Source organism: Kitasatospora sp. NPDC056651, from assembly GCF_042792155.1.
Classification (GTDB): domain Bacteria; phylum Actinomycetota; class Actinomycetes; order Streptomycetales; family Streptomycetaceae; genus Kitasatospora.
The window spans coordinates 22,228-47,541 of sequence record NZ_JBHTWX010000036.1 but is presented as its reverse complement, the minus strand read 5'-3'; the positions used below and the strand labels follow the sequence as shown (position 1 = coordinate 47,541).

The 25,314-nt window shown below is 73.9% G+C and carries 13 protein-coding genes; 10 read left to right on the top strand and 3 right to left on the bottom strand.

Annotated features, from left to right (window positions below):
• Positions 1 to 116: 116 nt before the first annotated feature.
• The 3 genes from ACFRAR_RS16590 to eccCa form a co-directional block, all read right to left on the bottom strand.
• The gene (locus tag ACFRAR_RS16590; protein ID WP_380698777.1) at positions 117 to 986 is read right to left on the bottom strand and encodes a chitosanase; all 870 of its coding nucleotides are present in this window, start codon (positions 984 to 986) and stop codon (positions 117 to 119) included.
• A gap of 100 nt (positions 987 to 1,086) precedes the next feature.
• Complete coding sequence (locus ACFRAR_RS16585; RefSeq protein WP_380698776.1) at positions 1,087 to 4,029, bottom strand: hypothetical protein; 2,943 nt, start codon at positions 4,027 to 4,029, stop codon at positions 1,087 to 1,089.
• A 171-nt stretch (positions 4,030 to 4,200) separates the two neighbouring features.
• Positions 4,201 to 8,247, bottom strand: coding sequence for a type VII secretion protein EccCa (eccCa, locus tag ACFRAR_RS16580; protein WP_380698799.1), 4,047 nt, complete (start codon positions 8,245 to 8,247; stop codon positions 4,201 to 4,203).
• 217 nt (positions 8,248 to 8,464) lie between these two features.
• Here eccCa and eccD point away from each other — a divergent pair, with 217 nt between their 5' ends.
• The 10 genes from eccD to ACFRAR_RS16530 all read left to right on the top strand — a co-directional run bounded on the left by eccD (position 8,465) and on the right by ACFRAR_RS16530 (position 25,308).
• Positions 8,465 to 9,832, top strand: coding sequence for a type VII secretion integral membrane protein EccD (gene eccD, locus ACFRAR_RS16575; protein WP_380698775.1), 1,368 nt, complete (start codon positions 8,465 to 8,467; stop codon positions 9,830 to 9,832).
• Between the two features lie 52 nt (positions 9,833 to 9,884).
• The gene (eccB, locus tag ACFRAR_RS16570; RefSeq protein WP_380698774.1) at positions 9,885 to 11,339 is read left to right on the top strand and encodes a type VII secretion protein EccB; all 1,455 of its coding nucleotides are present in this window, start codon (positions 9,885 to 9,887) and stop codon (positions 11,337 to 11,339) included.
• Positions 11,340 to 11,443: 104 nt separating this feature from the next.
• The gene (locus ACFRAR_RS16565; RefSeq protein ID WP_380698773.1) at positions 11,444 to 11,776 is read left to right on the top strand and encodes a hypothetical protein; all 333 of its coding nucleotides are present in this window, start codon (positions 11,444 to 11,446) and stop codon (positions 11,774 to 11,776) included.
• Between the two features lie 101 nt (positions 11,777 to 11,877).
• The gene (locus ACFRAR_RS16560; protein ID WP_380698772.1) at positions 11,878 to 12,180 is read left to right on the top strand and encodes a hypothetical protein; all 303 of its coding nucleotides are present in this window, start codon (positions 11,878 to 11,880) and stop codon (positions 12,178 to 12,180) included.
• 15 nt (positions 12,181 to 12,195) lie between these two features.
• The gene (locus ACFRAR_RS16555; RefSeq protein WP_380698771.1) at positions 12,196 to 12,705 is read left to right on the top strand and encodes a hypothetical protein; all 510 of its coding nucleotides are present in this window, start codon (positions 12,196 to 12,198) and stop codon (positions 12,703 to 12,705) included.
• Positions 12,706 to 12,824: 119 nt separating this feature from the next.
• Entirely contained in the window at positions 12,825 to 14,963 is a 2,139-nt protein-coding gene (locus ACFRAR_RS16550; protein WP_380698770.1) for a hypothetical protein, read from the top strand.
• 84 nt (positions 14,964 to 15,047) lie between these two features.
• The gene (locus tag ACFRAR_RS16545) at positions 15,048 to 15,515 is read left to right on the top strand and encodes a YbaB/EbfC family nucleoid-associated protein (RefSeq protein WP_380698769.1); all 468 of its coding nucleotides are present in this window, start codon (positions 15,048 to 15,050) and stop codon (positions 15,513 to 15,515) included.
• Positions 15,505 to 15,822: a hypothetical protein gene (locus tag ACFRAR_RS16540; RefSeq protein WP_380698768.1), complete on the top strand. Its 318-nt coding sequence runs from the start codon at positions 15,505 to 15,507 to the stop codon at positions 15,820 to 15,822. The genes ACFRAR_RS16545 and ACFRAR_RS16540 overlap by 11 nt, the downstream gene beginning before the upstream one ends.
• An 11-nt stretch (positions 15,823 to 15,833) precedes the next feature.
• Positions 15,834 to 23,813, top strand: a complete 7,980-nt coding sequence (locus ACFRAR_RS16535) for a toxin glutamine deamidase domain-containing protein (protein WP_380698767.1) — start codon at positions 15,834 to 15,836, stop codon at positions 23,811 to 23,813.
• A gap of 154 nt (positions 23,814 to 23,967) precedes the next feature.
• A complete protein-coding gene (locus tag ACFRAR_RS16530; RefSeq protein WP_380698766.1) occupies positions 23,968 to 25,308 on the top strand; it encodes a hypothetical protein in 1,341 nt (446 codons plus the stop codon).
• Positions 25,309 to 25,314 lie beyond the last annotated feature (6 nt).

Here is a 25,314-nt window from a genome sequence, read left to right as displayed (position 1 = left end):
CAGGGGTGTGGCGACCGCCCGCACCCTTGGGGGGGCCACCCCGGGCGGGTGTGGGGGGGGTGGGCGTGGGGGGGGGGCGGGGTGCGGGCCCGCCCCTCGGTCGTACCTGCCGTCCGTCAGCCGTCGATCCTGAACGACTCGCCGTAGACCTTCCACGCCAGCGGGGGCCTGAGGTCGAGGTTGCCCGCCTTCAGGAACACCAGCTGTTCGGTGTCCACGCGGTCGGTCTCCTCGTGGGCGGCCTCGGTCTTCATCGCGACCCGGCGGGCATCGAGGAAGGCGGCCAGGTAGGTCTTCTCGTCGCCGCCCTGGGCAGGGGTCCTGGCCTTCTTCATGGCGGCGGCCCGGATGCCGCCGAAACTGACCGGCTCGTTGCCGGGGCCGTGCATGACGATGGCGTCGTAGTAGGCGAACTGGCCGAGGGCGCGCAGCCCGTCGGTCTGGGCCTGCATGACGGACGGGTTGAAGTAGACCCGGTCCCTCTCGTCGGTCTGGGCCTGCTGGAAGGCCGGGTCCTGGGCCGCCTTCTTCCAGTCTCCGACGAAGTCCGGGTCGAGGCCGGAATGCGAGGAGGAGCCGTTCACCTTGCGCAGCGCCGGAAGGTACTTGCCGAGCGGGTTGCCGGGCTTGAGCTTCTGGTAGTGCTCGACGAGGTCGAGCATGTCGCCGGTTCCCGAGCAGAAGCCGACGATGCCGGCCGTGTAGCCGCGCCCGTCCTTGATGTCCTCGATGTAGGCGAACTGGGCCTTCCAGTCGAGCGAGGAGTTCTCCGCGCTGGAGACGAGCTGCTGGGCGATGTCCTTCATACGGGGGTCGTTGAGGCTGCCCCCGATGGAGGCGGAGGCGGTGGCCCCGGGCTTGGGGGGCTGGGTGGTGCGGTGCGGACGGGCGTTGGCGACCGTGGCGGTGACGGCGGTGATCAGCACCGCGGCCATGGCGACGTACAGGGCCCTGGGCCGCGACGGCCGGGCGTGTGCGGACGGCATGCGTACTCCGGATTCGGTGGACGGGAGGGGCGGCCGGTGTCCGGCGGATTCCGGACACCGGTGAACCGCCGCCGGTCAGTTCGGGCGTGGCGCGGCCCGGTCAGACCTCGGCGGTCGGGTCGGGACCGGGGGTCGTGGCGGAGGTCGGTTCCGGGAGGAGCGTCCCCGGGGTGAGGCGGAAGCGCTCCGGGCGGGTGACGGCCCGGCGGTCGGCCGGCGCCACCTTGTCCCGGCGCTCCAGCCAGGCGCGCAGCCTGTTCCGCGAGCTGTGGTCCCGCTCGGCGTCCGGGCCCGCTGCCGGGCCGGCGGTTTCGCGCAGCAGCACCCGGGCGGGGCGGGTCAGGCCGTCCCCGGGGGCGACGTCGACCACCACGAAGCCGGTCCCGGGCGGGAAGGCGACCTGGGGCACCTCCCGGTCGCCCCCGAAGGCGGCGGTCCGCCGGCCGGTGGTCGACCAGACGACGAACTCGACCGGGGTGCTCAGATCGGCCGCGGGTGAGGCCAGGCCGGCGATCGGCCCCGGTTCGAGGAGCGCCAGGCCCATCGGGAAGGCCTCCAGCGACTCCGGGGCGAGGTCGGCACCCAGCAGGACCGCACCGTGATGGCTCGGCAGCCGGCGCAGGCCCGAGCTCAGACAGGCGAGGTACGGGCGCAGCGGACCCGCGGCGCCGCTGCGGGCCTCGGTGAGGAGGGCGGCCCGGCCGGCGGGGACGCCGGAGTCCTCGTGGTGGAGCAGTACGGCGACCAGGTCGGCCTTGAAGTCGTCGTGGCCGGTCGACCGCAGGCCCGGCAGCCGGGTGACGGCCGGTTCCACCCGCCCGGCGCAGCGGTGGTAGTGCTCGCCGAGCAGCAGCCGGAAGGCGTCCCGGTCCTCCGCGGTGCTGACCGGGGTCAGCGGAAGGATGTCCGCAGGGGTGAAGTACCGGGCGGCGAGGGTGGGGGAGACGGGCACGGGGTCCGGCTCGGGGTCGGGGTCGGGGTCGGGTACGGGCTCGGGCGTGGGTTCGGGTTCCGGGGCGGCCGGGGGCGAGGCCGCCGGGGCCGCGGCCGTCACGGTCTGCGCCGGCGCCTCGACGGTGAACTCCCGCTCTGTGGTGCCTGGTTGGTGTTCTTCGGTACTGACAGTGCCGACGGTGTCGGCGGTGCGGAGGGCGGGCGGTTCGGCGGGGAGTCCTGCCGAAACCGACTCTCGGGGCGTACCAGGCATACCAGGCATACCAGGCGTACTCGGCGTACCGGGCGTGAACTCGTCGGCCGTGGGGGCGGGTTCGGGCACGCCACCGCTGGTGGCCAGGCCCACGGGCGCGGTCGGCACCCCGACCGTCGGCTCGGTGGGGGCGGCGGTCTCGGCGGTGAACCCGGGCACCGCACCGGCAGGCGCCGGCCGCGGCGGCGGTGCGGCCAGGGCGAACCGCTCGGCGACCGGTGCCTGGACGGCCCCCGCCCAGGCACCGCCCAGCTCGTGGGCGGCGTGGGCGGCGTGGGCCGAGTCGCTGGATCCGAGCAGTTCGGCCGGATCCCCGGTGGCGGGCCGGGTCGGCGGGTTGAGCCACACCAGGCCGTGCATCCGGGCGAAGAACCGGGCGCTGCTCGCCGACGCGGCGTCGACGAGTCCGTGCAGCAGCAGCCCGTACCCCCGGGCGCCGGGGGCCGGCAACTCGTCGAGGATGGCTCCGAGTTCCTCCCAGACGTGGTGCGGGATCAGCCTGGCCTGCTCGCCGACGACGATCGTCGGGCGGGCCGGGGCCGGGCGCAGGTAGCGCGGGGCCCAGGCGTACGGCGGCTCGGGGCGGAGCCAGAGCCCGGCCGGCACGGCCTCCAGGCACCAGAACGGGAAGGCCCGGAACAGCCCCGGCCCCACCGTCTCCCAGCCGGCGGCGCCCTTGCGCCACGCCGAGCTGACGGTCTCGTGCCGACCGGAGGAGCTGAGGCGGAGCAGGTACGGCTCCCAGGAGGCGGCGCCCCGGTGGTCGAGCACGGCGGTGGTGTAGCCGTTGCCGCCCGCGACCGGCAGTCCGACCGCGGTGTGGACCGGGCGCCCCAGCCGTTCGGCGAGGCTGCCGGACAGCAGGGCGGCCGCGCCCGGGTCGGCCCAGGGCGCGCTGACCATGAGCTGCTCGGAGCCGACCGGCAGGGACAGCGCGGCTTCGGTGAACTCCTGCGGGTCCAGCACGGGCCGGGCGGGCGTGCCGATCAGCAGCGGGGTCGTGCCGGGGGGCGTCGCGAGCTGCTGCAGGAAGGGCATCGCTCCCTCGGGCCGGGCCGTGACGTGGTTGAGCCAGAAGCCGGTGGCCAGCCGGTGGATCGACACCGAGGTGGGTGGCGTGTCCGTTCCGACGGGGGCGACAGCCCGTCCGGAGCCCGGTCCGGGCAGGGTGCCAGGTGCGGGGAGCGGGCCGGGAACGGGGCGCGGGCCGGGAACGGGGAGCGCGGATCCGGCGTCGAGCGGGGTCGCGGCGTCGACCGTCTCGCGCAGCCGGCGGGCCCGGCCTCCCGGCGGACAGCTCCACCAGGTGGCGGGCTCGGCGGAGCCGTTCGGGGCGGTGACCTTGAGCGTGCCGTCGGGCTGGACGGCGACCATGCCGTCCGGGGCGACGACCGTGATGCCCGCCTTGTCGGCCACGACCTCGGCAGGCCGCCGGCCGCCGGGGCCGACGGCGGCCAGCCCGGAGGCGGCCAGGATCAGGCTGGACGCGCCGCGGGCCCGGGCGATCATCCCGAGCTCGGCCATCTGCTCGCGCAGCACGGGTGCCGCGTCCGTCGTCGCCGCCACCACGACCAGGGCGTTCGGGACGGGCCGCAGGGTGCCGATGGCCGCGGACAGCTCGTCGTCGGTCACCTCGGGCGGGGCGATGACGAAGTGCGGCCCGAGCACGCGCAGGATCGAGCGGCCGCCGCGGCGGGCGGGCGCGGTGGAGGGCGCGGCGGCGGGCGCGGTGCCGCGGCGGCCGAACCAGCGCCGTGGCGCCGGTGCGTCGTCGGCTGCCGCAGAGCCGGTCGCGGAGCCTGCCGCGCCTCCGGTCGCGCCTGTGGCCGCGCTCATCGCGGGCTCCGGACGGCTCCGGCGGATGTCCGGCGAGGCTCCCCCTCGGCCATTGGCGTCTGCCTCCCTGGTCGGTCGTCAGGGCCCGCACGGGCGGACCCCGCCCAGCTACACGGGATTGCCGGGCGCCCGGTTCACCGGGGCGCCCGGCAATCCCGCAACCGGGGGATCTCAGGCGCGCCCCGCCTCCTGCGGCCCGGGAACCGGCTCGGGAACCCGGGCGGTCTGCAACTGGACGGTGCGCCGCCGGCTGATGTGCAGTGCGCGGCCGGGCGGCAGTTCGCGGGGCTTGACGCTCCCGAACAGCACGCCCTCGCTGGGCGGGCAGGACAGCAGCACCGCCGGGGTGTTGACGTCCAGCAGCCGGCGCATCAGCGGGTCGCTCATGGCGCGGCCGGCGCCGTTGGCGCTGCGCGCCACGATCAGGTGCAGGCCGAGTTCGGTGCCCTGGGCGAGGTGGTCGAGCAGCGGGGCGAAGGGGTGGCCGGTGATCGGAGCGGTGATCAGGTCGTAGTCGTCGACCACGATGAACAACTCGGGCCCGGTCCACCAGTCGCGGAGCTTCAGACGGGCGGGGGTGATGGACTCGCCGGGCACCCGTCCCTCCATGGCCCGGGCCGCACCCTGGACGACCTGCTTGAGGACGTCCACCGCGACGGCGTGGCCGAGCCGGTACTCCTCGGGGACGAAGTCGAACAGGCCGCGCCGGAAGTCGATCAGCATGATCCGGGCCTCGGCCGGGGTGTAGGCGGAGGTGATGCCGTCGACCAGCAGGCGCAGCAGGTTGGTCTTCCCGGACTCGCTGTCGCCGATCACCACGAGGTGCGGGGTCTCCTCGAAGTCGTGCCACAGCGGGGCGATCCGGCGGTCCTCCAGACCGAGTGGCACCTTCAGCCGGCCTTCGGCGGCGGGCAGCTCGGCGGCCTCCAACAGCAGCGGGAGCATCCGGACCTGTGGCGCGCGCGGGCCGCTCCAGTGCTCGTTCACGGCCTCCACCAGGTCGGCGACGGCGTCGGCGAGATCGCCGGTGTCGCCGACGCCGTCCATGCGGGGCAGCGCGGTGAGGAAGTGCAGCTCCTCGTCGGTGAGTCCGCGGCCGGGGATCCGGGGGACGGTGGCGGCGGCCCGCATGTTGATCACGGAGTCCACGTTGTCGCCCAGCCGCAGCTCGAACCTGGTGCCGAGCTGGTCGCGCAGCGCGCTGGTCACCTCGGCCCAGCGGGTCGCGGTGATGACCAGGTGGACGCCGTAGTTGAGGCCGCGCCCGGCGATCAGGCCGAGGACCTGCACCAGCTCGCCGAACTCCTGGCGGACGGTGTTCCAGCCGTCCACGACCAGGAAGACGTCGCCGTGCGGGTCGTCGGCCGGCTCCGGGTCCCCGGCCGCCCGGCGCCGCCGGAAGGCGGCGGCCGAGTCGATGCCCGACCGGGCGAAGCTCTGCTCCCGGCGGGCGATGATGCCGTTGATCTCGGCGATGGTGCGGCCGACCCGCTCCGGGTCGTGCCGGCCCGTCACCCCGCCGACGTGCGGCAGGTCGCGCAGCGCCGACAGGCCGCCACCACCGAAGTCCAGGCAGTAGAACTGCACCTCGCGTGGGGAGTGGGTGAGCGTCAGGCCGGTGACCAGGGTGCGCAGCAGGGTGCTCTTGCCGCTCTGCGGGCCGCCGACGATGCCGACGTGCCCGCCGGCCCCGGACAGGTCGGCGGTGAGCAGGTCGCGCAGCTGCTGGAACGGGCGGTCGACGACGCCGACCGGTACCGACAGCCCGCCGCGCAGCTGCCACCCGTCCGTGGTCAGCCCGTGCTCGGGGTGGGGGGACAGCGGTGGCAGCAGCTCGTCCAGGGTCGGCGGCACGTCCAGCGGCGGCAGCCAGACCCGGTAGGCCGGCGGGCCCGCGTCGGTGAGGCGTTCGGCGGCCAGGTCCAGCAGGGTGCGGGCGGCCTCCTCCGCCGCCTCGGCCTCCGCCGCCTCGGCCTCCTCCGCCGGCTCCTCCGGCACCGGCTGCTGCCGGGGTGCCACGTACTCGGTGCCGAACGGCAGGACCTGCCCGGCCACCGCCGCCTGGCGGGCGGTGCCGGGCTTCTGCCGGCGGTACGGCCCGGAGACGTAGGCGGCCTTGAACCGGCTGAGGGTGGCGATGTCGCTGCGCAGGATGCCGTTGCCGGGCTGCGAGGGCAGGTGGAAGGCGTCCGGCACCCCGAGCACGCCGCGGCTCTCCATGGCGGAGAAGGTGCGCAGCCCGATCCGGTAGGACAGGTGGGACTCCAGGGCGTGCATCCGGCCCTCGTCGAGGCGCTGCGAGGCGAGCAGCAGGTGGACGCCGAGGGAGCGGCCGAGTCGGCCGATCATGATGAAGAGGTCCATGAAGTCCCGGTGGGCGGCGAGCAGTTCGGAGAACTCGTCGACCACCACGAACAGTGTGGGCAGCGGGTCCAGCTTGACGCCGGAGGACCTGGCCGCCTCGTAGTCCACCAGCGAGGTGTAGTTGCCCGCCGAGCGCAGCAGCTCCTGGCGGCGCATCATCTCGCCGTGCAGCGCGTCGCGCATCCGGTCCACCAGGGTGGCCTCGTCGGCCAGGTTGGTGATCACCGCCGAAGTGTGCGGGAGGCGGTCCAGGCCCAGGAAGGTCGCGCCGCCCTTGAAGTCGACCAGCACGAAGTTGAGCGTCTCCGAGGAGTGCGTCAGCGCGAGGGCGAGTACCAGGGTGCGCAGCAGCTCGGACTTGCCGGAGCCGGTGGCGCCGATCAGCAGGCCGTGCGGGCCCATGCCGCCCTGTGCGGACTCCTTGATGTCCAGGTCCACCGGGGTGCCGTCCGGGCCCAGGCCCAGCGGCACCCGCAGGCGCTGCTCCTCGGGACGTTCGGCCCACGCCCGGCGGACGTCGTGCCGGTGCAGGTCCTTGATCCCCAGCAGGGAGGTCAGGTCGAAGTCGGTCGCCAGCGGCTCGGCGCCGTCGGTGGCGTCGCCGAGCCGGTAGGGCGCGAGGGTGGCGGCGCAGCGCTGGGCCGCCGCCGCGGTGAGCGCGTCGGGGCGGCCGAGCATGGTGGCGCTGTCCTTGCGGTCGCGGTCCGTGCCGACCATCTCCAGCGCGCCGTCGGCGGTGAGCCGCAGCCGCAGCCGGTGCTTGGCGTGCTTCCACTCCAACGCGTCGTCCACGTCCAGGACGGTGGCGTTGCGGTAGCCGGCGAGCGCGGCCCGGCCGGAGGCGGGCAGGCGCACCCCGTCGACCACGATCAGGGTGTACGGCTCCTCGCGGCCGGGTCGCGCGTCCGGCTCCCAGGGGCCGCGCGCGGCGAACTCGGTACCGAGCAGCTGCTCCAGCTCCACCATCGAACCGGCCACCAGCCGGACGGGGCCGGCCCCGTCGGTCTCGTTCGGGTGCAGGGCGTGCGGCAGCCACTTCAGCCAGTCCCAGTCGGCGCGCCGCTCGGGTGCCGTCACCACGCCGATCCGCAGCTCGTCGGGGGCGTGGAAGAAGGCCAGCTGTGCCAGCATCGCCCGGGCCAGTGCGCGGGCGGATCCGGTGGCCCCGGCCGCACCGCCGTCGCCCGCATCAGGGGCCCCCGCGCCGCCGTCGGGAGCGCCGGCGGCCTCCTCTCCCGCGGCGACCCGCAGCAGCACGTGCGCGTAGCCGCGGACGTGCACCGCGATCGGCTGCCCGGGCAGCGTGCCGTAGGCGTGGATGAACCGCCGCAGCGCGTGCGCGCTCAGCGGCTCCAGGTCCTCGACCGGTTTGGTGGCCAGCGGGGCGAGCCGTACGGCCAGCCGCTGCGCGCCCACCGCGATCCGCACGTCGCCGAAGTCCGGGTGGGCCGCCCGGCGCTCCCACAGCCGCGAGGTGCGCGCCATCGAGGCCAGCGCGGCAGGCTCCGGGTGCCGCCAGGCCAGCGCCCGCTGCTGCTCGACGGTGTGACGCCGCACCTGGCGGCGGATCTGCGACAGGTAGCGGAGGTAGTCCCGGCGCTCGGCGCGCAGCTGGCGCTTGCGGTCGCTCTCGCCCCGGATCATCTGGGTGACCAGCATGCCGACGGCGGACAGGCCCATCATGCCGATCGCCACGTAGGTCAGCGGGCCGCCCGAGGAGTTCGGGTTGAGGAAGATGAACACCATCGAGAGCGAACTCAGCGCCATCGGCGCCATGGTGAGCATGGTGGACAGCCCGCTCTGCGACTCGGGCAGACCGGGCGGCTCCTGTAGCCGGATGTCGCCGTCCGGCATCTCCGGCCCGGAGCGCCTGGGCGGACGCTCGATCACGACCTGACTCAACGGGCCTCTCCTCACACGCGCGTGGACGTCTCCGCCCCAGGGCACGGAACGCGCTCCCGGAAGGTTCACCGGATCGTTTTCCGATCCCGGTGAACCACCGCCCCCGGCGCATCCGTGCAGCCGGGCGACGAGGGCACGCCCCTGGCCCGCAGACCGGAGGAGGGAACGCATGAGTGGTGGCGCCGTGGCCGGCCTGTGCAGACTGAGGTTCCGTGCACCCGACTCGGCGTTCGAGCTGGTCGTGCCGTCCGACGTGGTCCTGGCGGACCTCGTCCCGGCCGTGCTCGGGTACGCGGGCGCCGAGACGGAGGAGGCCGGCGCGGAGCACTCCGGCTGGGTCCTGCAACGGGTCGGCGAGGAGCCGCTCGACGAGGAACTGACGCTGGACGAGCTCGGACTGCGCGACGGCCAGGAGCTCTTCCTGCGCCCGCGCACCGCCGGACTGCCGCTGGTCCACTTCGACGACCTGGTCGACGGGGTGCGCAACGGCATGCTGGAGCGCGGCGACTCCTGGCGCCCGGCGCTCACCCACCACTTCGCGGTGGCCGCCGCACTGGTCGCCCTGGCCGGCGGCCTGACGCTGCTGTTCCTGCCCGGGCCCGTCCAACTGCGCTGCACGGCGGCCGCGGTGGTCGCCGTCCTGCTCCTGGTCGGCGCCGGCGGCGCCACCCGTACGGTGGGCGACCGCGCCGCGGGCACGGCCCTGGGCGCCGCCGCGATCGGCTACGCCGTCGTCGCCGCCGCCCTGGTGCCCGGCCTCGACGGTCCGGACCGGCTGCTGTCAGGCGGGTCCGCCGGAGCGGGTGCCGCCGTGCTCGCCCTCGCCGTGACCGGCGCCTCGGCCCCGTTCTTCCTCTCCGTCCTGTTCGCCGCCCTGGTCGCCCTGGGCGCGGGCGTGCTGGCCCTGCGGGACGTGCCGCCGGGGCACTCCGCGGCGATCCTGGCCTGCGCCGCGGTGCTCTCCGGGGCCTTCGCACCCGGCCTCGCCTTCAAGGCCGCGGGGCTCAGGGTGCCCGCGCTGCCACGCAACGCCGAGGAGCTCCAGGAGGACATCGAACCGTTCCCGGCCGCCGTGGTCCTCGCACGCGGTGACGCCGCGGACGGCTACCTGACCGGCTTCCTCGGCAGCATCGGCCTGGTCTGCGTCGCCTGCCTGACCCTGCTGGCGGGCGCCGACGGCTGGGGTCCGGCCGCGACGGCCGCCGACCTCGCCGTGCTGCTCCTGCTGCACGCCCGCGAGATCGGCAGCTTCTGGCAGCGCCTCGCCGTGCTGCTGCCCGGCCTGTACGGGCTGGTGCTGCTGGCCGGCCGGTCCGGCGTGCAGGGCGACTGGCAGGACCGGCTCACCCTGGTCGCCGCGCTGCTGGTCGTCGCCGCGCTCCTGCTGCTCGTCGCCTGGACGGTGCCCGGCCGTCGGCTGCTGCCCTACTGGGGGCGCGCCGCCGACCTGCTGCACTCCTCGGCGGCCTTCGCCCTGCTGCCCCTCGCCCTCCAGACCCTGGGCTTCTACCACCTGATGCGGGGCCTGGCCGGCTGACGACCCGCCCGCCGCCCCGCCCGTCCCAACCACCGATCCCGGGAGAGGTCCCATGCAGTCCAGACGCGACCAGGTGCAGGCCCATCTGTTCGTGATGAGCCGGGTCGCCTCCGGGATGCTGCGCGCCGAGCCGGACGCACCCGACACCCCCGTCGCCCGGACCACCCGCGGTGCCGTGGTCGGGCTCGCCATCGGCCTGCTGATCGGGGTCGGCGCCGGGGTCTACGGCCTCGTCAAACCCGGGGGCGCGACCGGCTGGAGGAAGCCCGGAACCCTGGTGGTGGTCGAGGAGGGCGGCGCGCGCTACCTGTACGCCGGCGGGCAGTTGCGCCCGGTGCTCAACCAGGCCAGTGCCCGGCTGCTCGCCGGGGACCAGTTCCGGTCGGTGACGGTCAGCGCGGGTTCGCTCGACGGCGTTCCGCGGGGCGCGGTGGTCGGCCTCGTCGGCGCCCCCGACGCGCTGCCGGCCGAGCGGGAACTCGGCCAGGCCGACTGGTCCGCCTGCGCGGTCCAGCCGCCCCAGGCCGCGCGGGGCGGGCGGGCCGCACCCCAGCTGTCCTTGGCGATCGGACCGCGGCACGGCAGCCGGCCGCTCACCGACGAGCAGGGCGTGCTGGTGGCGGAACCGGACGGCGCGCCCCAACTCCTCTGGCGCGGACTGCGGTTGCGAGCGGATGGCGGCGGGCTGCGCGCCCTCGGGTACGGCGACGCCACGCCGTACCCGGTGACCGCCGGCTTCCTGGACACCCTGCCGGTGGGCCCGGACCTCAGGGCCCCCGAGGTGCCCGGGCGCGGCACGGCCGGCCCCGCGCTGGCCGGCCGGCCCACCCGGATCGGCCAGCTGTTCACCGGCCCGGGCGGTGAGCGCTACCTGCTCGCCGCGGACGGTCTCGTCCCGCTCGGGGAGACGCTGTTCCGGCTGGTCCAGGGCGATCCGCGGATCCAGCGGGAGGCGTACGGCGGCGCGGCCGTCACCCCCGGGCCGGTCGGCCCGGCGGACCTCGCGGCGCACCTCGCCCCCGCCGCCGCGGCGGCCGCCTGGGCCGGAAGCGAACTGCCCGCCCGGCCACCGCAGTTGACAGCGGTGGGCGACGGGCAGGTGCCCTGCGCCGAACTGCGGCCCGGCGCCGGACCGGCCGTGACGACGCTCGGCCTGCAGGACGCCGCCGCCGTCACGGGGCAGCCCCCGGCCGCCCAGCCCGGGGTCGTCCCGGCCTGCAACGCGGCCGACCGGATCACGGTCCGGCCGGGCGGCGGCGCGCTGGTGCGGGCCGTCACCGGCTCCGGCGCCGGCTCGACCCTCTACCTGGTCACGGACGCGGGGGCGAAGTACCCGCTGCCCTCGCCCGCGACCGCCAAGCTGCTGGGGTACACCAGGACCGCCCCGGCGGCCGTCCCCACCCGGCTGCTCGGCCTGCTGCCCACCGGGCCGAGCCTGGACGCGGCCGCCCTCACCGGCGGCGGCGTGGTCGAGAACCCCGCCGACAGGAATCCCTGCGGGGGCTGAACCCGGGGGCACCGCGAGTCCGTTCAGTGTGCCGGGCCGCGGACCCCTGACCCACCCGGAGGCGCCGGCGACCGGCCGGCGCCCGCCCAGAGAAGGGATGTCACATGGCCGGCAACAGCATGCTCAACGACCCGGTGGTCGTCCAGCAGGTGCTGACCACCGTGGAGTCGCAGCAGGCCCACATGCAGCAGACCCAGCAGCAGATCAACGCCATCGTCGACGAGATCAACACGTACTTCCAGGCCGCCGCCGGCACCGTCTTCGTCCAGAAGATGCAGGACTGGCAGAACAAGTACAAGCAGGTGCAGGAGAAGTACGCCGGCTTCCACGAGCTGCTCGCCGGCGGTTCGGGCCTGATCCAGCAGGAGGGCCAGGTCGCCGTCCAGGTCGTCTCGGGCCTCGGCGCGGGCGAGGACGTCCTCAAGGGCCTGAGCTGACGGCCGACCCGAGCTGACGCCGGCCGGCGGGCGACACCGCCGGCACCCCACCGGTTCGGGCCGGGGCCGGGACCACCACAGCCGCTCGAAGGAGAGCAACGATGTCTGACGGCAGGATCGAACTCCACCACCAGCAGATCGACGAGGCCGCCGCGATGCTGCGCCGGCAGGGCGCCCTGATGCACGAGATGATGGAGCAGACCCGCACCTTCCTCACCCAGGGCCTCGGCCACGAACTCCACGGCGACTACGCCACCCAGGGCAAGGGCTACGCCGACGTCCTGGCGGCCGCGGACACCGCCATGACCGACGACATCGCCAAGGCCGCCGCCGCCCTGGACGAGGTGCACGGCCTGATCCGCGACTCCGACCGCACCGCCGGCTCCAAGTTCCAGCTCCACTAGGCCCGGTGAGTCGCGGTGACCGAGGACGAGCAGGCCGGGGCGGAGTACCGGAAGCAGGAGGAGGAGAAGCGCGGGCAGAAGGAGAAGGAGCGCCGGGAGAAGCAGCAGCAGAAGGGGAAGGACGACGCCGACAGCTTCAAGGTCACCGAGGACTACCTGCTCGACTTCGCCCACACCAAGCCGGCCAGGATGCTGGCGGACCTGAAGACCCACCCCACCCGGGTGGCGCTCCAGGAGTTCGTCCTCGGCATCGGCGGCGGGAAGTCCTCCGGCGACTACGCGAAGCTCCTCGCCGGCGGCGGCCCCGCCGTACTGCCGAGCACCAAGGCGCTCCAGGACGCCTTCACCAAGTACTGCGCGGCCCTGGAAGCCCAGTTCAAGGCACTGGAGGACCAGGTCCAGGCCATGATCGACGACCTGGAGTCGGCGCAGGGCGTCCTCAAGCACGGCGGGGACGAAGCCCTGGCGGCGGCCGAGATGATCTACCTGGTCAGTGACGTCCTCGGGGGCGGCGGCATCAGGTAGCCCGCAGGCAGTCGACAGGCGGCGCCCCACGCCGTCACCCCCCCCCCGGCGGGACGGGCCGAACCCCTCCCTCCGGCCCGCACCGCGCACGCCCGAGCCCTCCTGGAGCTGTGACACCGATGGCCACCACCACCTGGGAATCCGTCCTGCCGGTGTTCGCGTCCTCCGACCGGACGACGTTCACCCAGCGCAGTGCCGTCACGGGCGACGACAAGGTCCAGTGGATCGCGAGCCACAAGTACGAGACCCTGCCGTACTTCAAGCAGACCGGGGGCGACGAGGGCTACGACGCCTGGTGGTCGTACAACTACACGGACGGCTACGGGCGTCCGTGGAGCCACGTGATCGGCTGCAACCTCGACTGGAAGCAGTTCGTGGACGAGACCACCGAGTTGGGCAAGTGGATCCGGCAGGGTTACAACGTGCTCGACCCGGTGGCCTACTCGCCGTACGAGAACGACACCCTGAGCCCGTGGAGCTTCGACACCGCCGTGTCGACGATGACCGGAGCCGAGAAGCTGCTGCAGACCTGGGCACCGACCGTCCGGGGATGGGCCGGCGACATCGCGGCGCCGGGCGCGGACTGGCAGGGCACCGCGGCGGGCGTGTTCAGGACCATGCTCGACCAGTTCGGCGACAAGGTCGAAGACCTCGCCAGGGCGCTGCGCGACAAGCACGTCGACACCCTGCTCAAGGCCGGCCGGGACGCCACCCAGCAGGCGGTCCGCACCATGGTGAACGGCCAGGAGACCTACCGCAACAGCCGCGGGGCCTGGCCGGTCAACCCGCTCCTGGACGCCCTGATCGAGGGGATGTCCACGGCGAAGGTCTCCGTCTCCGAGACCCCGGTCACCACCGCGGACGGCTTCGCGGTGGCAGGCAGCGACGTCACCTTCACCGTCACCACGGCCTGGGGCGACCCGCACGGCGACGACTTCTGGAAGCAGGCCGAGAAGCGGGCCAAGGAGGTCTGGCTCAAGAACGTGGCCGACATCCTCGACAAGGCCGCCGCCGAAGCGGTGCGGATCCTGGACACCGCCTACCTCCCCGCGATCAGGAGCCTGACCGACGGCATCCACGTGAGGACGCCCAAGGCGCCGTACCGGGCGCCGCAGGACGGCGGCCCGGTGGGCGGCACCGGCGACCCGTACGCCGACCTCGGCAAGAACCTCAGCGACCTGAACCAGAACATGAACGACTCGCTGAGCGACATCAACAAGGGGATCAACGACGACTTCCAGGGGATGAACGACACCTTCAAGAACCTCGCCCCCGGCGGTCCGGGCGCCCCCGGCCCGGTGACCAGCGGACCGAGCGGCCTGCCGGGAAGCGGTGGCGCGGGCCTCCCCGGGACGGGCGGCAGCGGCTCCGGCGTCCCCGTGCTGGACAGCAACGGCAAGCAGGTCTTCGACGGCGCGGGCAACCCGGTCACCGTGCCGCCGGGCAGTCACGTCGACCCGGCCACCCACCAGGTGATCGGCCCGGACGGCCGCCCGGTGCTCGGCCCCGACGGCAAGCCGATCACCGTCCCCGACGGGGCGAGCGTCGGCACCGGCTCCGGGCAGCACATGAGGGTGCCGCCGGGCTCGTACGTCGACGACCGGGGCCGGGTGATCGGCCCGGACGGGCAGTCGGTCCTGGACAGGAACGGCAACCCGATCGTGGTCGAGCCCGGCTCCCGGATCGACGGCGACGGCACCGTGCTGGACCCGGACGGCCGGCCGGTCTCCGAGGTCACCCAGCTGCTGGCGGACCAGCGGCACGCCTTCGAGACCGGCTTCGGCGGCGGGGGCGACGGCGTCGGCCTGCTCGGCGGCGGATTCGGCGCCGGCGGCCACGCCAACCGTCCGGGCGGCTCGCTGCTCGGCGCCGCCGGCTCGGACGGTCCGGGGCCTGGCGGCTTCTCCGGCGCAGGGCTGCTGCCCGGCGGCCGCAGCGGTCTGAGCGCCAGGGCACTGGCCAACGGCGGCGACCCGAACACCGCCCAGGCCCGGATGGCCGCGGAGGCCGCCGAGGCCGCCGAGGCCGCCGAGAAGACCGCCGCGGCCAGGGCGGCGGCCGAGGCCGAGAAGAACGCGCTGACCGGCAAGGGCACGGCCACCACCAGCGGCATGCCGCCGATGATGCCGCCCGGCGCAGGTTCCGCCGCCCCGGCCAACCAGAAGGACAAGGACCGCCAGCGCACCACCTGGCTGGCCGAGGACGAGGAGGTGTGGGGCACCGAGAGCACCGCGGTCTCCGGCGTCATCGGCCGCTGACCCGCCCCGCACCACCTGCCCCGCACCACCCGCCCCGTACGTTCCGGCGAGACCCCGGCCCCGGGCCGGAGACAAGGAGCCACCATGCCCACGACCGCCGACCCGTTCGGCTCGATGAGCGAGGAGCTCGGACAGGCCGTGGAGGCCATGCGGGCGCACCGGCAGCGAGCGGAGAAGGTGCAGACCGAGCTCGCCCGCTCCTCCGCCGCCGTCACCTCCAAGGACCGCATGGTGACCGCCGAGGTCGGCCCGCAGGGCCAGGTCCTGGCGCTCACCTTCCACACCACCGGCTACCAGGAGATGGCCCCGGCCCAGCTCGCCAGGCTGCTCACCGACCTGCTCAACGAGGCCCGGGCCCGGATGGGCGATCAGGTCGTCCAGGCGATGAAGGAGTTCGAGGGCGTCGGCGACATGCTGCGGTTCTCGCTCACCGGCGGCAGCAGCCTGGACCAGCTGCTGGAGCCGCTGCGCTCGATGATGCCCGGCCACGACGCCGACGCGCAGGCCGAGCGCCGCCGGGCCGGCCGCCAGGAGGAGTTCCGTGAGCGGTGACTCCGAGGTCTTCGCGAAGACCCAGGAGCTCAAGCGGCGGTTCGCCGAGTTCGGCCGGCTGTCGGACCTGATCGACAAGGTGATCGCCGACGTCAGGACCGTCAACGACCTGAACAGGAAGGTCGGCGGCGACGACGAGATCGGCAAGCAGTACCACGAGCAGGTGGACCAGGCCACCGTGGACCTGGAGACCTTGATGTCGAACATCAGGGACACGGTCAGGAAGGCGGGCGAGAACGGTGTCAGTCTGGTCGCCGACCTCGACTACGCGGAGGACACCGCCCAGGACATCATGAGCAGCATGTAGGGAGACCAGCCGTGCCGTACCCGTCCCTCGATCCCGGCGAGTTCCTCGCCGAGCTGTTCGGCGCGCTGGCCGGCATGCCCTGGCCCCGGGTCAAGGAAGGCGAACTGCGCGACGTCCGGGACGCGTACGAGGTGCTGGCGAAGGAGATCCCGCAACTCCACGAGCTGATCGCGACGGTGGCGATCAAGGCCCGCCAGGAGTTCGAGGGGGAGGCCGCCCGGTCGTTCAGCACCGCGATGAACGCCTACATCGGGGCCGGCGGCGACCGGGACCAGGTCAAGGAGGCGGCGGAGACCGCCCAGGCGCTCGCCGACTGCGCGGGGGACGTGGCGAACTCCGTCGAGTACACCAAGTGGATGGCGATCGCCCAGCTGATCCAGCTGGTGTTCGAGATCACCATGGCGACCCTGTGGGCGCCGTTCACCTTCGGCGCGAGCTTCTCCGGCCTGTCGCTGGCGTACTTCCTCACCCGGCAGGCGCTGGCGCTGCTGGTGAAGTTCCTGGTCAAGTCGATCCTGATGCACACCTTCGCGGGCATCCTGACCGGCATGCTGATGGATTCGATCATCCAGGGCATCCAGATCTCGCACGGCGACCGCAAGGAGTTCGACCTCGACGGAACCTTCAAGCAGAGCGTGCTGAACGGCGTCATCGGCGGCGCGCTGGCCGGGCCGGTCAACCTGCTCGGCATGGGCCTGGGCAAGCTGATCGGCAACCTGGTCGGCAGGAACGCGGGCAAGATCCTCGCCGGGGAACTGGCGAACGTCATGAAGAACGGTGACCGGGAGGCGCTCAAGCACCTCCTGGACACCGCCGCCAAGGAGGCAGGCGGCTCGGTGCTCGCCAACCTGGAGACGGCCGGGGCCAAGTCCGCTGGTGCGGCCGGGAGTTCGGCGCTGGAAGGAGCGGGGAAGGGCGGGGCCGGCACGGTCGGGAAGCTGCTGACCGACGAGCAGGCCAAGGCCTTCGCGCAGTCGCTCGGACGGCAGATGCAGAAGGTCGAGCCGTGGCTGAAGCAGGGCTTCGGCAAGGCCGGCGCGGGCAGCGTCGCCGAACGCTTCACCGAGAACCTCGCGGGCTCCTTCGAGAAGCACCTCGGCACCCAGCTGGGCAAGGACGCGGCCCGCACGCTCGGCCGGGAGTACGCCGAGGCCTTCGTGGCCGGATGGACCAAGCACGGTGCCGGCCACGAGTCGCTGGGCGTGGTGCTGCGCTCGGTGCTGGAGCACGGCGGCTCGGACCTCGGGGAGCACAGCGTCTCCGCGCTTGCCGAGCACCTGCCCGAACTGGCCGGGGCGATGGGCGAGGGGAACAAGCTCTACCGGCTGGGCCACGCGATCGGCTCCCAGCTGATGGAGGGCGTGCAGGGCAACCTCTCCGAGGGCTTCTACAACCTCGTCTTCTCCGACAGCCACACGTTCACCACCGGCGCCGCGACCTTCGGCGCGGGCATGGGCATGGGCCTGCTCGGCAGGGGCCTGCACACCGCGTTCCACCGGACCGGCCTCGGTGAGAAGTGGGCCTCGTACGTCCAGAGCGTCCAGTTCCAGGAGATCCAGGCCGGCAAGGGCGGCTACTTCCCGCCGCTCCACCCGATGACCCTGCTGTCGCTGGCCAGCAACCTGGCCGGGCACCCGGCGCCCTTCCCGGTGCCCCGGCTCGGGCCGTACCACGAGGCCGTGACAGCGGGCCAGGTGCTCGGCTACTCGCGCGGGACGGGCGAGGCGCCGGACGTCGAGTACGCGGCGCTGTTCGCCCAGGCCTTCGGCCAGGCGGACCTGCACACCCTGTTCGCCGACCCGGTGCCCAAGCCGGTGGCGACCACGTCGAGCGGGGGCGGCACGGGCGCGGGGAAGGCGAACCCCGCGCCGGTTCCCACCGACACCGGCGGGAGCGGCACCGGCCTCGCCGACAAGCCGGTGAGCCCCGCCCGTCCGACCCGGACCGTCGGCACGGGCACGGGCACCGGCACAGGCACGGGCACGGGCACCGGCACGGGCACGGGCACAGGCACGGGCACGGGCACCGGCGGCGGCACCGCGCAGACCGGCCAGACCGTCGCCACCGGCCCGGCCGGCGGTACGGAACCCAAGCCACCGACCCCGCCCCGGACCACCGGCGGCACCCCGCCGCAGGAACCCGGCCAAGGTTCCGCCGACCGGCAGCAGCCGCCGTCCCGCCGGCGCGGTCGGGACGAGTACGAGAACGACGCCGATCAGGACACCCCGCCCGGCCCGGAACCGGTTGCCAAGCGCCGGCGGTCCGACCGGGACCGGACCCTCGACGGCCGCCCGCCCTTCGACCCGGACCGCGACGCCCCGCGCCCGCTGCGCCCGCTGGACACCTTCCTGCACGAGTTCTCCGACGGCGGCTACGGCACGCCCGGCCCGGCGGCCCGGCACACCCTGGAACAGACGCTGACCGGGCCGAACGGCCCGAAGAAGTTCGCCCACCCCCAGGAGTTCGTCCGGCTGATCAACCCCAAGGAGGGCGACGGCAGTCTGCTCGAGGACGTCAACTGCGTGGCGGCCGCGATGGCCTTCCACGCCACCTTCCACGGAGACCCGCAGGTCGCCCTCACCCTGGCGCAGCGCCACCTCGGCGCGGTCACCGACGCCCAGAACTGGACCGGCTACCCGGCCGAGTACCTCGGCCTCGGCGACACCGGCCTGAACGAGGTCGCCCGCCGGGTCACCGAGGGCGGCCCCGGCTCGGCCGCGATGGTCTTCGCCTGGACCGAGGACGGCCGGGGCCACGCCTGGAACCTCGTGAACGTCCCCGGCGAGGGCCTGGTCTGGGTCGACGCCCAGCAGGGCCTGCACTCCCCGGGCGACCGCCCGCTCCCGCAGGACGTCACCCGGGTCTGGGCGATCGCCCTCGACCCGGAGAACCGGCCGATCCGGGGCGAGGGCGGCTTCAACTCGGCCGCGCTGCACCCGGACGAGCGGACGGTCCGGCTGACCCCGGCCGAGGCCTTCACCGGTACCGACGGGTCGGCGCACACGCCGAAACCCGAGCCGAAGTCCGAGCCGAAGCCCGAGATCAAGACGGAGCCCGAGGCGAAACCCGAGCCGAAGACGGACTCGCCGAGCATCGTCGTCACCGAGCCGACGCACGACCCGCTGCTCAACCCCGCGGCGCCCACCCCGCAGCCCTCCCTCCTCGAGATGTCCGTGTTCTCCTCGGAGGACGGCAACCACCGGCAGGACCCGGCCTTCACCCCCGAGCAGCCGCTCGGCCCCTACGAGCTGCGCCTGCCGCCCACCCGGATCACCAACCACGGACGGCTCTCCGCCTCCGACCTCGTGGTCGGCCTGCACCAGGACGACACCACCGTCTTCCGGCAGATCACCAAGCTGTTCGAGGAGCGCTTCCCGTCGGACCTGCCCGCCGCGCGGACGATGGCGAAGGACTTCTTCGACCCCGCGACGCTGCGCCCCAAGCTGGCCGCGCTCTCCCGCGGCGACGTCTGGGAGGTGAGGTTCGACATCAACGGCTGGTCCGGGAAGATCAGCGTTCGGGCCGACGTCGAGGACCTGCACCACCAGGAGACCGCCCCCGGCGTCGAGTTCGAGAACGGCTCCGACCGGTACGCCTCGATCGGCCTCCAGGACGACCGCCTGCTCCGCTTCAACGCCGGTGTGCAGGCCAAGGCCAAGGTCGGCAAGCTCGACATCACCCAGACCTTCGGCTACCAGCACGATTCGCTGCACGGCAACGTGTCCGCCGAGGTCGGCCACTCCATCGCCCGTGGCAAGACCGTCGAACCCGGCGCCCTGTTCGCCGGAAAGCTGCGCCTGGCACTGGACTTCGCCGAGCTCACCCACAAGGGCCAGCCGATCGTCGCCAAGGGCGGGGACCGGTCCCAGCGGCTCGACATCGGCGTCACCATCGGCATCCCCCTCCGCGACACCCTGGACTCCCACGGGGTCCCGGTGAAGCCCGACGAGGAGAAGCTGTTCGCCCCACCGCAGCGCGTGGTCGACGGCCGGCGGCTCGGCGGCTCCGACATCGTCCTCGACGTCTCCACCCACCGGCACGGCCGGCCCGGCTCCGACCGGCCGATGCAGGAGGTCTTCGACGGCGTCGAGGACACGGCCGAGGAGGTGCTCGGCGGCATCTGGCCGAGGCTGCGCGAGAAGATGACCGCCGAGCTCGACCTCACCCGGCTCCAGCAGGACCTCAAGAGCATGATGTCCGGCGAGCCGACCCGGATCGACGTCGTGGACGACACCGGCCTGGTGACCGGAACGGTCGAGATCACCGCCTCCGTGCAGACCATGCACCAGGTCGGCGAGACGGCGCAGACCGAGTTCAACGTCGGCACCGGAGTGCGGCGTGTCCGCACCGTGCAGGACACCAGCAGCGACGGCCTCCAACTGCCGCTGCCCGCGCTGTTCGGCGGCAGCGCGAGCGACAGCTCGACCGGCTCCGGAGGCGGCGGCCTCCAGCTCCTGCGGGACAAGGTGCGGATCTCCGGCAACAGCCAGGAGGCCCTGCTCACCACCAAGACCAAGGGCCCGGGCGTGGTCTACGAGGGGCGCAGCGAACTCACCCTCACCTTCACCCGGAAGTCGCCGCTCGGGACGGTCACCGGCACCGCGAAGACCGGCGTCGACTTCCGGGCCCTGATCGAGCAGAGCGAGGCCCGCTCCGTCAAGCGCGAGGGCAAGGACGACCCGACCCTGTTCGTCGCCACCGAGGCGCCCCGCCCGAGCGAGCCGAAGACCTTCGAGCCGGGCACGGAGGTCCCCAGCCCGCCGGACAGCCTCTGGCCGGGTGCCGACAAGACCGGTGGTGGCTTCGGCGACACCACCACGGTGCGCGACCTGCCCACCGTACGGCCGCTGCACGAGGGCGTCGACAAGCTGGGCGAGCGGGCGCTGGGCGGCGCCTGGAAGGACGTCAAGGACGGGATCCAGCAGCTCTTCAGCCATTCCATGGTCGCCTCCCACCTGACCTCGATGACCCGCGGCGTCCCGCTGGAGGCTCCCGAGCGGCTGGCCGCCACCCTGCTCAAGCGCGGCGTCAAGGTCACGGCCACCGCGCACATCACCGAGCTGGACTACAAGCGGCCCAACGCCAAGGCGGAGCTCAACCCGGTGGACGAGACCACCTCCTTCAAGGCCGGCCGCCGCCTGCTCTCCGACACCAAGTCCGCCCAGGGCGCCGGCAGCGGGATCGCCGGCCTCGGCGGGAAGAACACCGCCGAGGCCGGCGGGGGTTTCGCGCGCCAGATCCGCGACCGCGACGGCTTTCGCGACGGCAGCGCCCAGAAGGTGTACGCCAACGGCAAGTACGCCCGCCCGCAGGAGATCTACGACGCCGGGATCGACGTCGAGGTCAGGCTGACCGTCGACGGCAAGGAGCACCGGGTCACCATCCCGATCCGGGCCGAGGTCAGCGTGGACGCCAAGGAGACCGGCCGGTACACCGTCGGCGAGGACGGACTCGCCCACTTCACCGGCCCCGGCACCGGTACCGCCGTCACCCACCAGGGGCCCGCCGAACGGCACGACCCGCCGCAGCGGATCACCGACCGGGGCGCGCTCAGCGCCTCCGATGTGGTGCACAGCCTCGGCCGCGGCGACACCGAGGTGCTGCACGGCATCGAGAACACCCTCAAGCGCGAGTTCGGCCCGGTGCCCGACGACGCGCTGACGAAGCTGCGGAACCGCTTCGACCCGTTCGCGCTGAAGCCCCAGCTGTCCAAGCTCACCCGCGGCGGGACGATCACCGAGAAGGTGACCGTCAACGGCTGGGAGACCACCGTCACGGTCAGGGCGGGCCTCGGCAAGGACTTCCAGCACACCGACACCGTCGAGAAGTTCGAGTTCGAGCTGGGCACCCGGACCCAGGTCTCCTCGGGCGTCAGCAAGGACCGGCGCACCCGCGACGTGTTCTCCGTACCCGTCCGCTTCAAGCTCCCGCACACCGACGTCGGCCTCAACCTCACCCGCCGCAACGACTTCTCGCGCGGCTCCGCCGTGGACACCACCGGGGCCACCAGCAGCAAGGGCAAGACCGTCGAACCGGCCGGACTGTTCAGCGGCACCGCCGACTTCACCGTCCACATCGAGGCCAGGAAACTCGGCCGGAAGGTCACCCCGCCGGTCCTCCACGTGCCGGTCGACATCACCGTCGCGGTGCCGTTGCGCGACGCCCCGGTGCACGGCTCCGCCGGGGCCGCGGCCCTCAAGACGCCGCTCGACCCGCCCGCCCGCGTCGAGCGGACCCACCGGCTCGGCTCCGCCGACATCGTCACCGACGTCTACCCGCTGCGCCCGCGCGACGGCTCCGGCTCCGGCGACCACCGGTCCATCGGCGAGGGCGCGGTGGACCGGATCGACCGGAGCGCCGCCGCCGCGCTCGGCTCGGACTGGGCCGCGATGAAGCAGAAGATCATCGCCGAACTCGACGTCACCACGCTCCAGCCGCAGCTCAAGTCGATGATGTCCGGCCACGAGATCGTGGTGAAGCACGGCCGCAGCACGGTGCGGATCACGGCCGGCGTCTCCCGGCTGGAGCACACCGGCGAGACGGCGCAGACCGAGTTCACCACCGGCACCCAGGTGCAGCGCTCCTTCGCCAGCTCCGACGGCGTCACCAGCTACGGCGCGGGCCGGGGCAACGCCGTCACGGTGTCCGTCCAGGGCACCAGCAACCCGCTGCCGACGGGCCCGGCCGCCACGGCCGGCGGCCAGGTCACCTACTCCTTCGGCCACGACCAGCTCGACGTCCAGGCGAACCGCACCACCGCCGGCGCGGCGACCAAGGCCAAGCTCCCCGGCAGCGTCTACACCGGCGAGGCGGTCCTCTACTTCCGGATGGAGCGCCGGCCACTGATCCCGCTCGGGGACCCGGACCGGCTGCTCCCGCCCGGCGGGAAGCAGACACCGCTGGGGAAGGCCTGGCGGGAGCTGCGGAAGGTCGGCACCACCGTCCACAGCATCGACACCGCGAAGATCGGCTTCGAGACGACCGTCGAGGCGGGGGAGGGGCGCGGCGCCAAGAACGCCGGGCCCACGCCGTTCGAGGCGCCCGAGCTGCGCACCGGGCAGGCCACCGGCCCGGCACCCACCGGGCCGGCGGTGGAGCGGGTGGTCAAGGCGCCGCCCGCCCGGGTCTGGACCGAGGGCCTACGCGACATCGACGTGATGCGCTGGCTCGGCGACTCCTCCGGCGTACAGGACATCCTGCGGCTGCGCGGCCGCGAGTTCTTCGGCTCCCGCACCTGGGACCGGATGGAGAGCCTGGCGCGCAGCACCACCGATCACGCCCAGCTGTCCAGCCACTTCGGCACGGCGACCCGGGGCGAGGAACTCACGACCCCGTCGCCTGGCCGGCGGCTGCTGGTGTCGGACGGCGGCGTGAAGGTGAACCTCAAGGTCCTGCAGCTGGAGTACGACCGCACCGACGGCAAGGTCGAGCTGAGCCCCTCCAACGCGACCTCGACCAGCGCCACCAGGACCAGGCTCGACTGGTCGATGTGGGGCGGCCAGATCCAGGCCGGGGCCAAGACCGACCTGGGCGCCGCCGAGGGCACCTTCCAGGGCATCCTCGGCGGAGCGCACCGGAGCCGCGACGGCCTGTCCCTCGGCAACGGGGGGCAGGTGGTGTCGCACGCGAAGTTCAACACGCCGATGGCGCGCTACGACGGGTACGCGGAGGTCGAGGTCGTGTTCTTCAAGGGCGACAAGCAGGTGGTGGAGAAGGGCGTCATCCCGATCACCATCGACATCCCCGAGCGGGAGACGGTGGACGCGAAGGTGAAGAGCGACCACTACCTGACGTTCAGCCGCAAGCACCCGGCCGGCCACGCCACGCCGAAGCACCCGAAGCACCCGAAGCCGAAGGAACCGGAGGCGGTGCCAGACACTCCGGAGCCGGAGCCGGAGCCGGAGCCGGAGCCGGAGCCGCAGGAACGACCCGAGCACGACGAGTCCGGCTCCGGGCTGGCCGACGAGATCTTCGAGGCGCTGACGAAGTGACCACTCGGGGCCCCGGGGCGGTGGGCATCCCCAGGATTGGGCCGCAGCGGTGAACCGAACGCCCGCGCCGTCCGTGCTGTGTGCGGGTGGATCCGGTGCAGTCCTGTCGGACACCCCGTGCAAGCGGAAACCTCAACGGACCCAGGGAGCTGTGGTGGGCACGGGCCAGAACGTGAGCGGCGGCGGATCGGCCGGCTACCAACTGCCGGCAGTCGCCTGGTCGATGGAGGACGGCGACGAGGCCGGTACGGCGGAGCCGGCCGCTTCCGCGCCCGCCGGGTTCGGTGCGGTGGGGTTCGGTCCGGCGCCCACCGTCGCCCGGCCGGGCGGTGCCGCGCCAAGTGCCGCGCCGTCCGCCGCTGAAGCGGCGTCCGGGCCCGAGCCCGCCCCCGAGCCTGCGGCCGGTCGGCTCGGGGCGGTCGGCGCCGCCCGGCTGAACGCGCTGCGGCGGGCCTTCGCCCAGGCCACGCCCGCCACCCCCGAGGCCGCTGAACCTCCCGAGCCGGCCGCCGGGGAGCGCGGCGGGCGGCTGCGCGGCCTGCCCCGCCCGGCGGTCGCGGCCGCCGCCCTGGGGGTGGTGCTGATGAGCCTGCCGCTGGTGCTCGGCCGGGGCGAGGGAGGGCCCGGCCAGGTCGAGTCGCTCGGTGCCCCCGGGACCAGCCGCCCCGACGCGACGGCCCCCGAGCCCGAGGCCTTCGACGGCGCGCCCGCCGAGAACCCCGTCGGAGCGCCGTCGGCCGCGGCCCCGTCCGAGGTCCCCACCGGAGCGCCGAGCGGCCCTCCGGCCGAGCCCACCCCCGGCACTCCCGATCAGCAACCCCCGGCTGACACCCAGCCCGTCGGCACGGCCCCCGTCACCCGCGCCGGGGCGGGACCGGCGCCCGGCGCCCCCGCCCCCGCCGCCGGCGCGCCGAAGGCCCCCGCCCAGCCCGGCGCCCAGGCCCCCGCGCAGCCACCGGCCGTCCAGCCGCAGCCGCCCGTGGCGCCCGCCCCGCCCGCCCCGCCGTCCTACTCCGGGTATGCCGGCCCGGGCTGTTCCTCCACCGGTACCAGCTACGCCGAGAAGGGCCGGGACGCCGGTTCGAAGACCTGGGTCACCCGCAACGGCGGCGGCGGGGGCTGCGGCGGCCAGTACACCTCGATGCCGATGTCCGGGGACCGGAACAAGGACGACGAGAACTCGGTGGTGTGGACCTTCAACACCGGCCAGGTCGCCACCGGCAGTTGCCGGCTGGCCGTCTACATCCCGAACAACGGCGACCTCAAGGCGGTCGGCGGCGCCCCCGCCTCCTACACCGTGCAGAACGGCTCCGCCACCCTCGGCTCCTTCTCGGTCGACCAGCCGCGGAACCTCGGACAGTGGGTGAGCGCCGGCAGCTACCCGGTGAGCGGCGGCCGGATCGCGGTCGTCCTGCACACCCGCGGCATCGACTGGGGCAGCGCGGCCGGCGCCCACCTGGCCGCCTCGACCGTCAAGGCCGACTGCACCGGATGACCCGCC

Excerpts from the sequence above, each read along its gene's own strand:
- ACFRAR_RS16590 (WP_380698777.1), bottom strand. The coding sequence starts at position 986 with ATGCCGTCCGCACACGCCCGGCCGTCGCGGCCCAGGGCCCTGTACGTC.
- ACFRAR_RS16585 (WP_380698776.1), bottom strand. The coding sequence starts at position 4,029 with ATGAGCGCGGCCACAGGCGCGACCGGAGGCGCGGCAGGCTCCGCGACC.
- eccCa (WP_380698799.1), bottom strand. The coding sequence starts at position 8,247 with ATGCCGGACGGCGACATCCGGCTACAGGAGCCGCCCGGTCTGCCCGAG.
- eccD (WP_380698775.1), top strand. The coding sequence starts at position 8,465 with ATGAGTGGTGGCGCCGTGGCCGGCCTGTGCAGACTGAGGTTCCGTGCA.
- eccB (WP_380698774.1), top strand. The coding sequence starts at position 9,885 with ATGCAGTCCAGACGCGACCAGGTGCAGGCCCATCTGTTCGTGATGAGC.
- ACFRAR_RS16565 (WP_380698773.1), top strand. The coding sequence starts at position 11,444 with ATGGCCGGCAACAGCATGCTCAACGACCCGGTGGTCGTCCAGCAGGTG.
- ACFRAR_RS16560 (WP_380698772.1), top strand. The coding sequence starts at position 11,878 with ATGTCTGACGGCAGGATCGAACTCCACCACCAGCAGATCGACGAGGCC.
- ACFRAR_RS16550 (WP_380698770.1), top strand. The coding sequence starts at position 12,825 with ATGGCCACCACCACCTGGGAATCCGTCCTGCCGGTGTTCGCGTCCTCC.
- ACFRAR_RS16545 (WP_380698769.1), top strand. The coding sequence starts at position 15,048 with ATGCCCACGACCGCCGACCCGTTCGGCTCGATGAGCGAGGAGCTCGGA.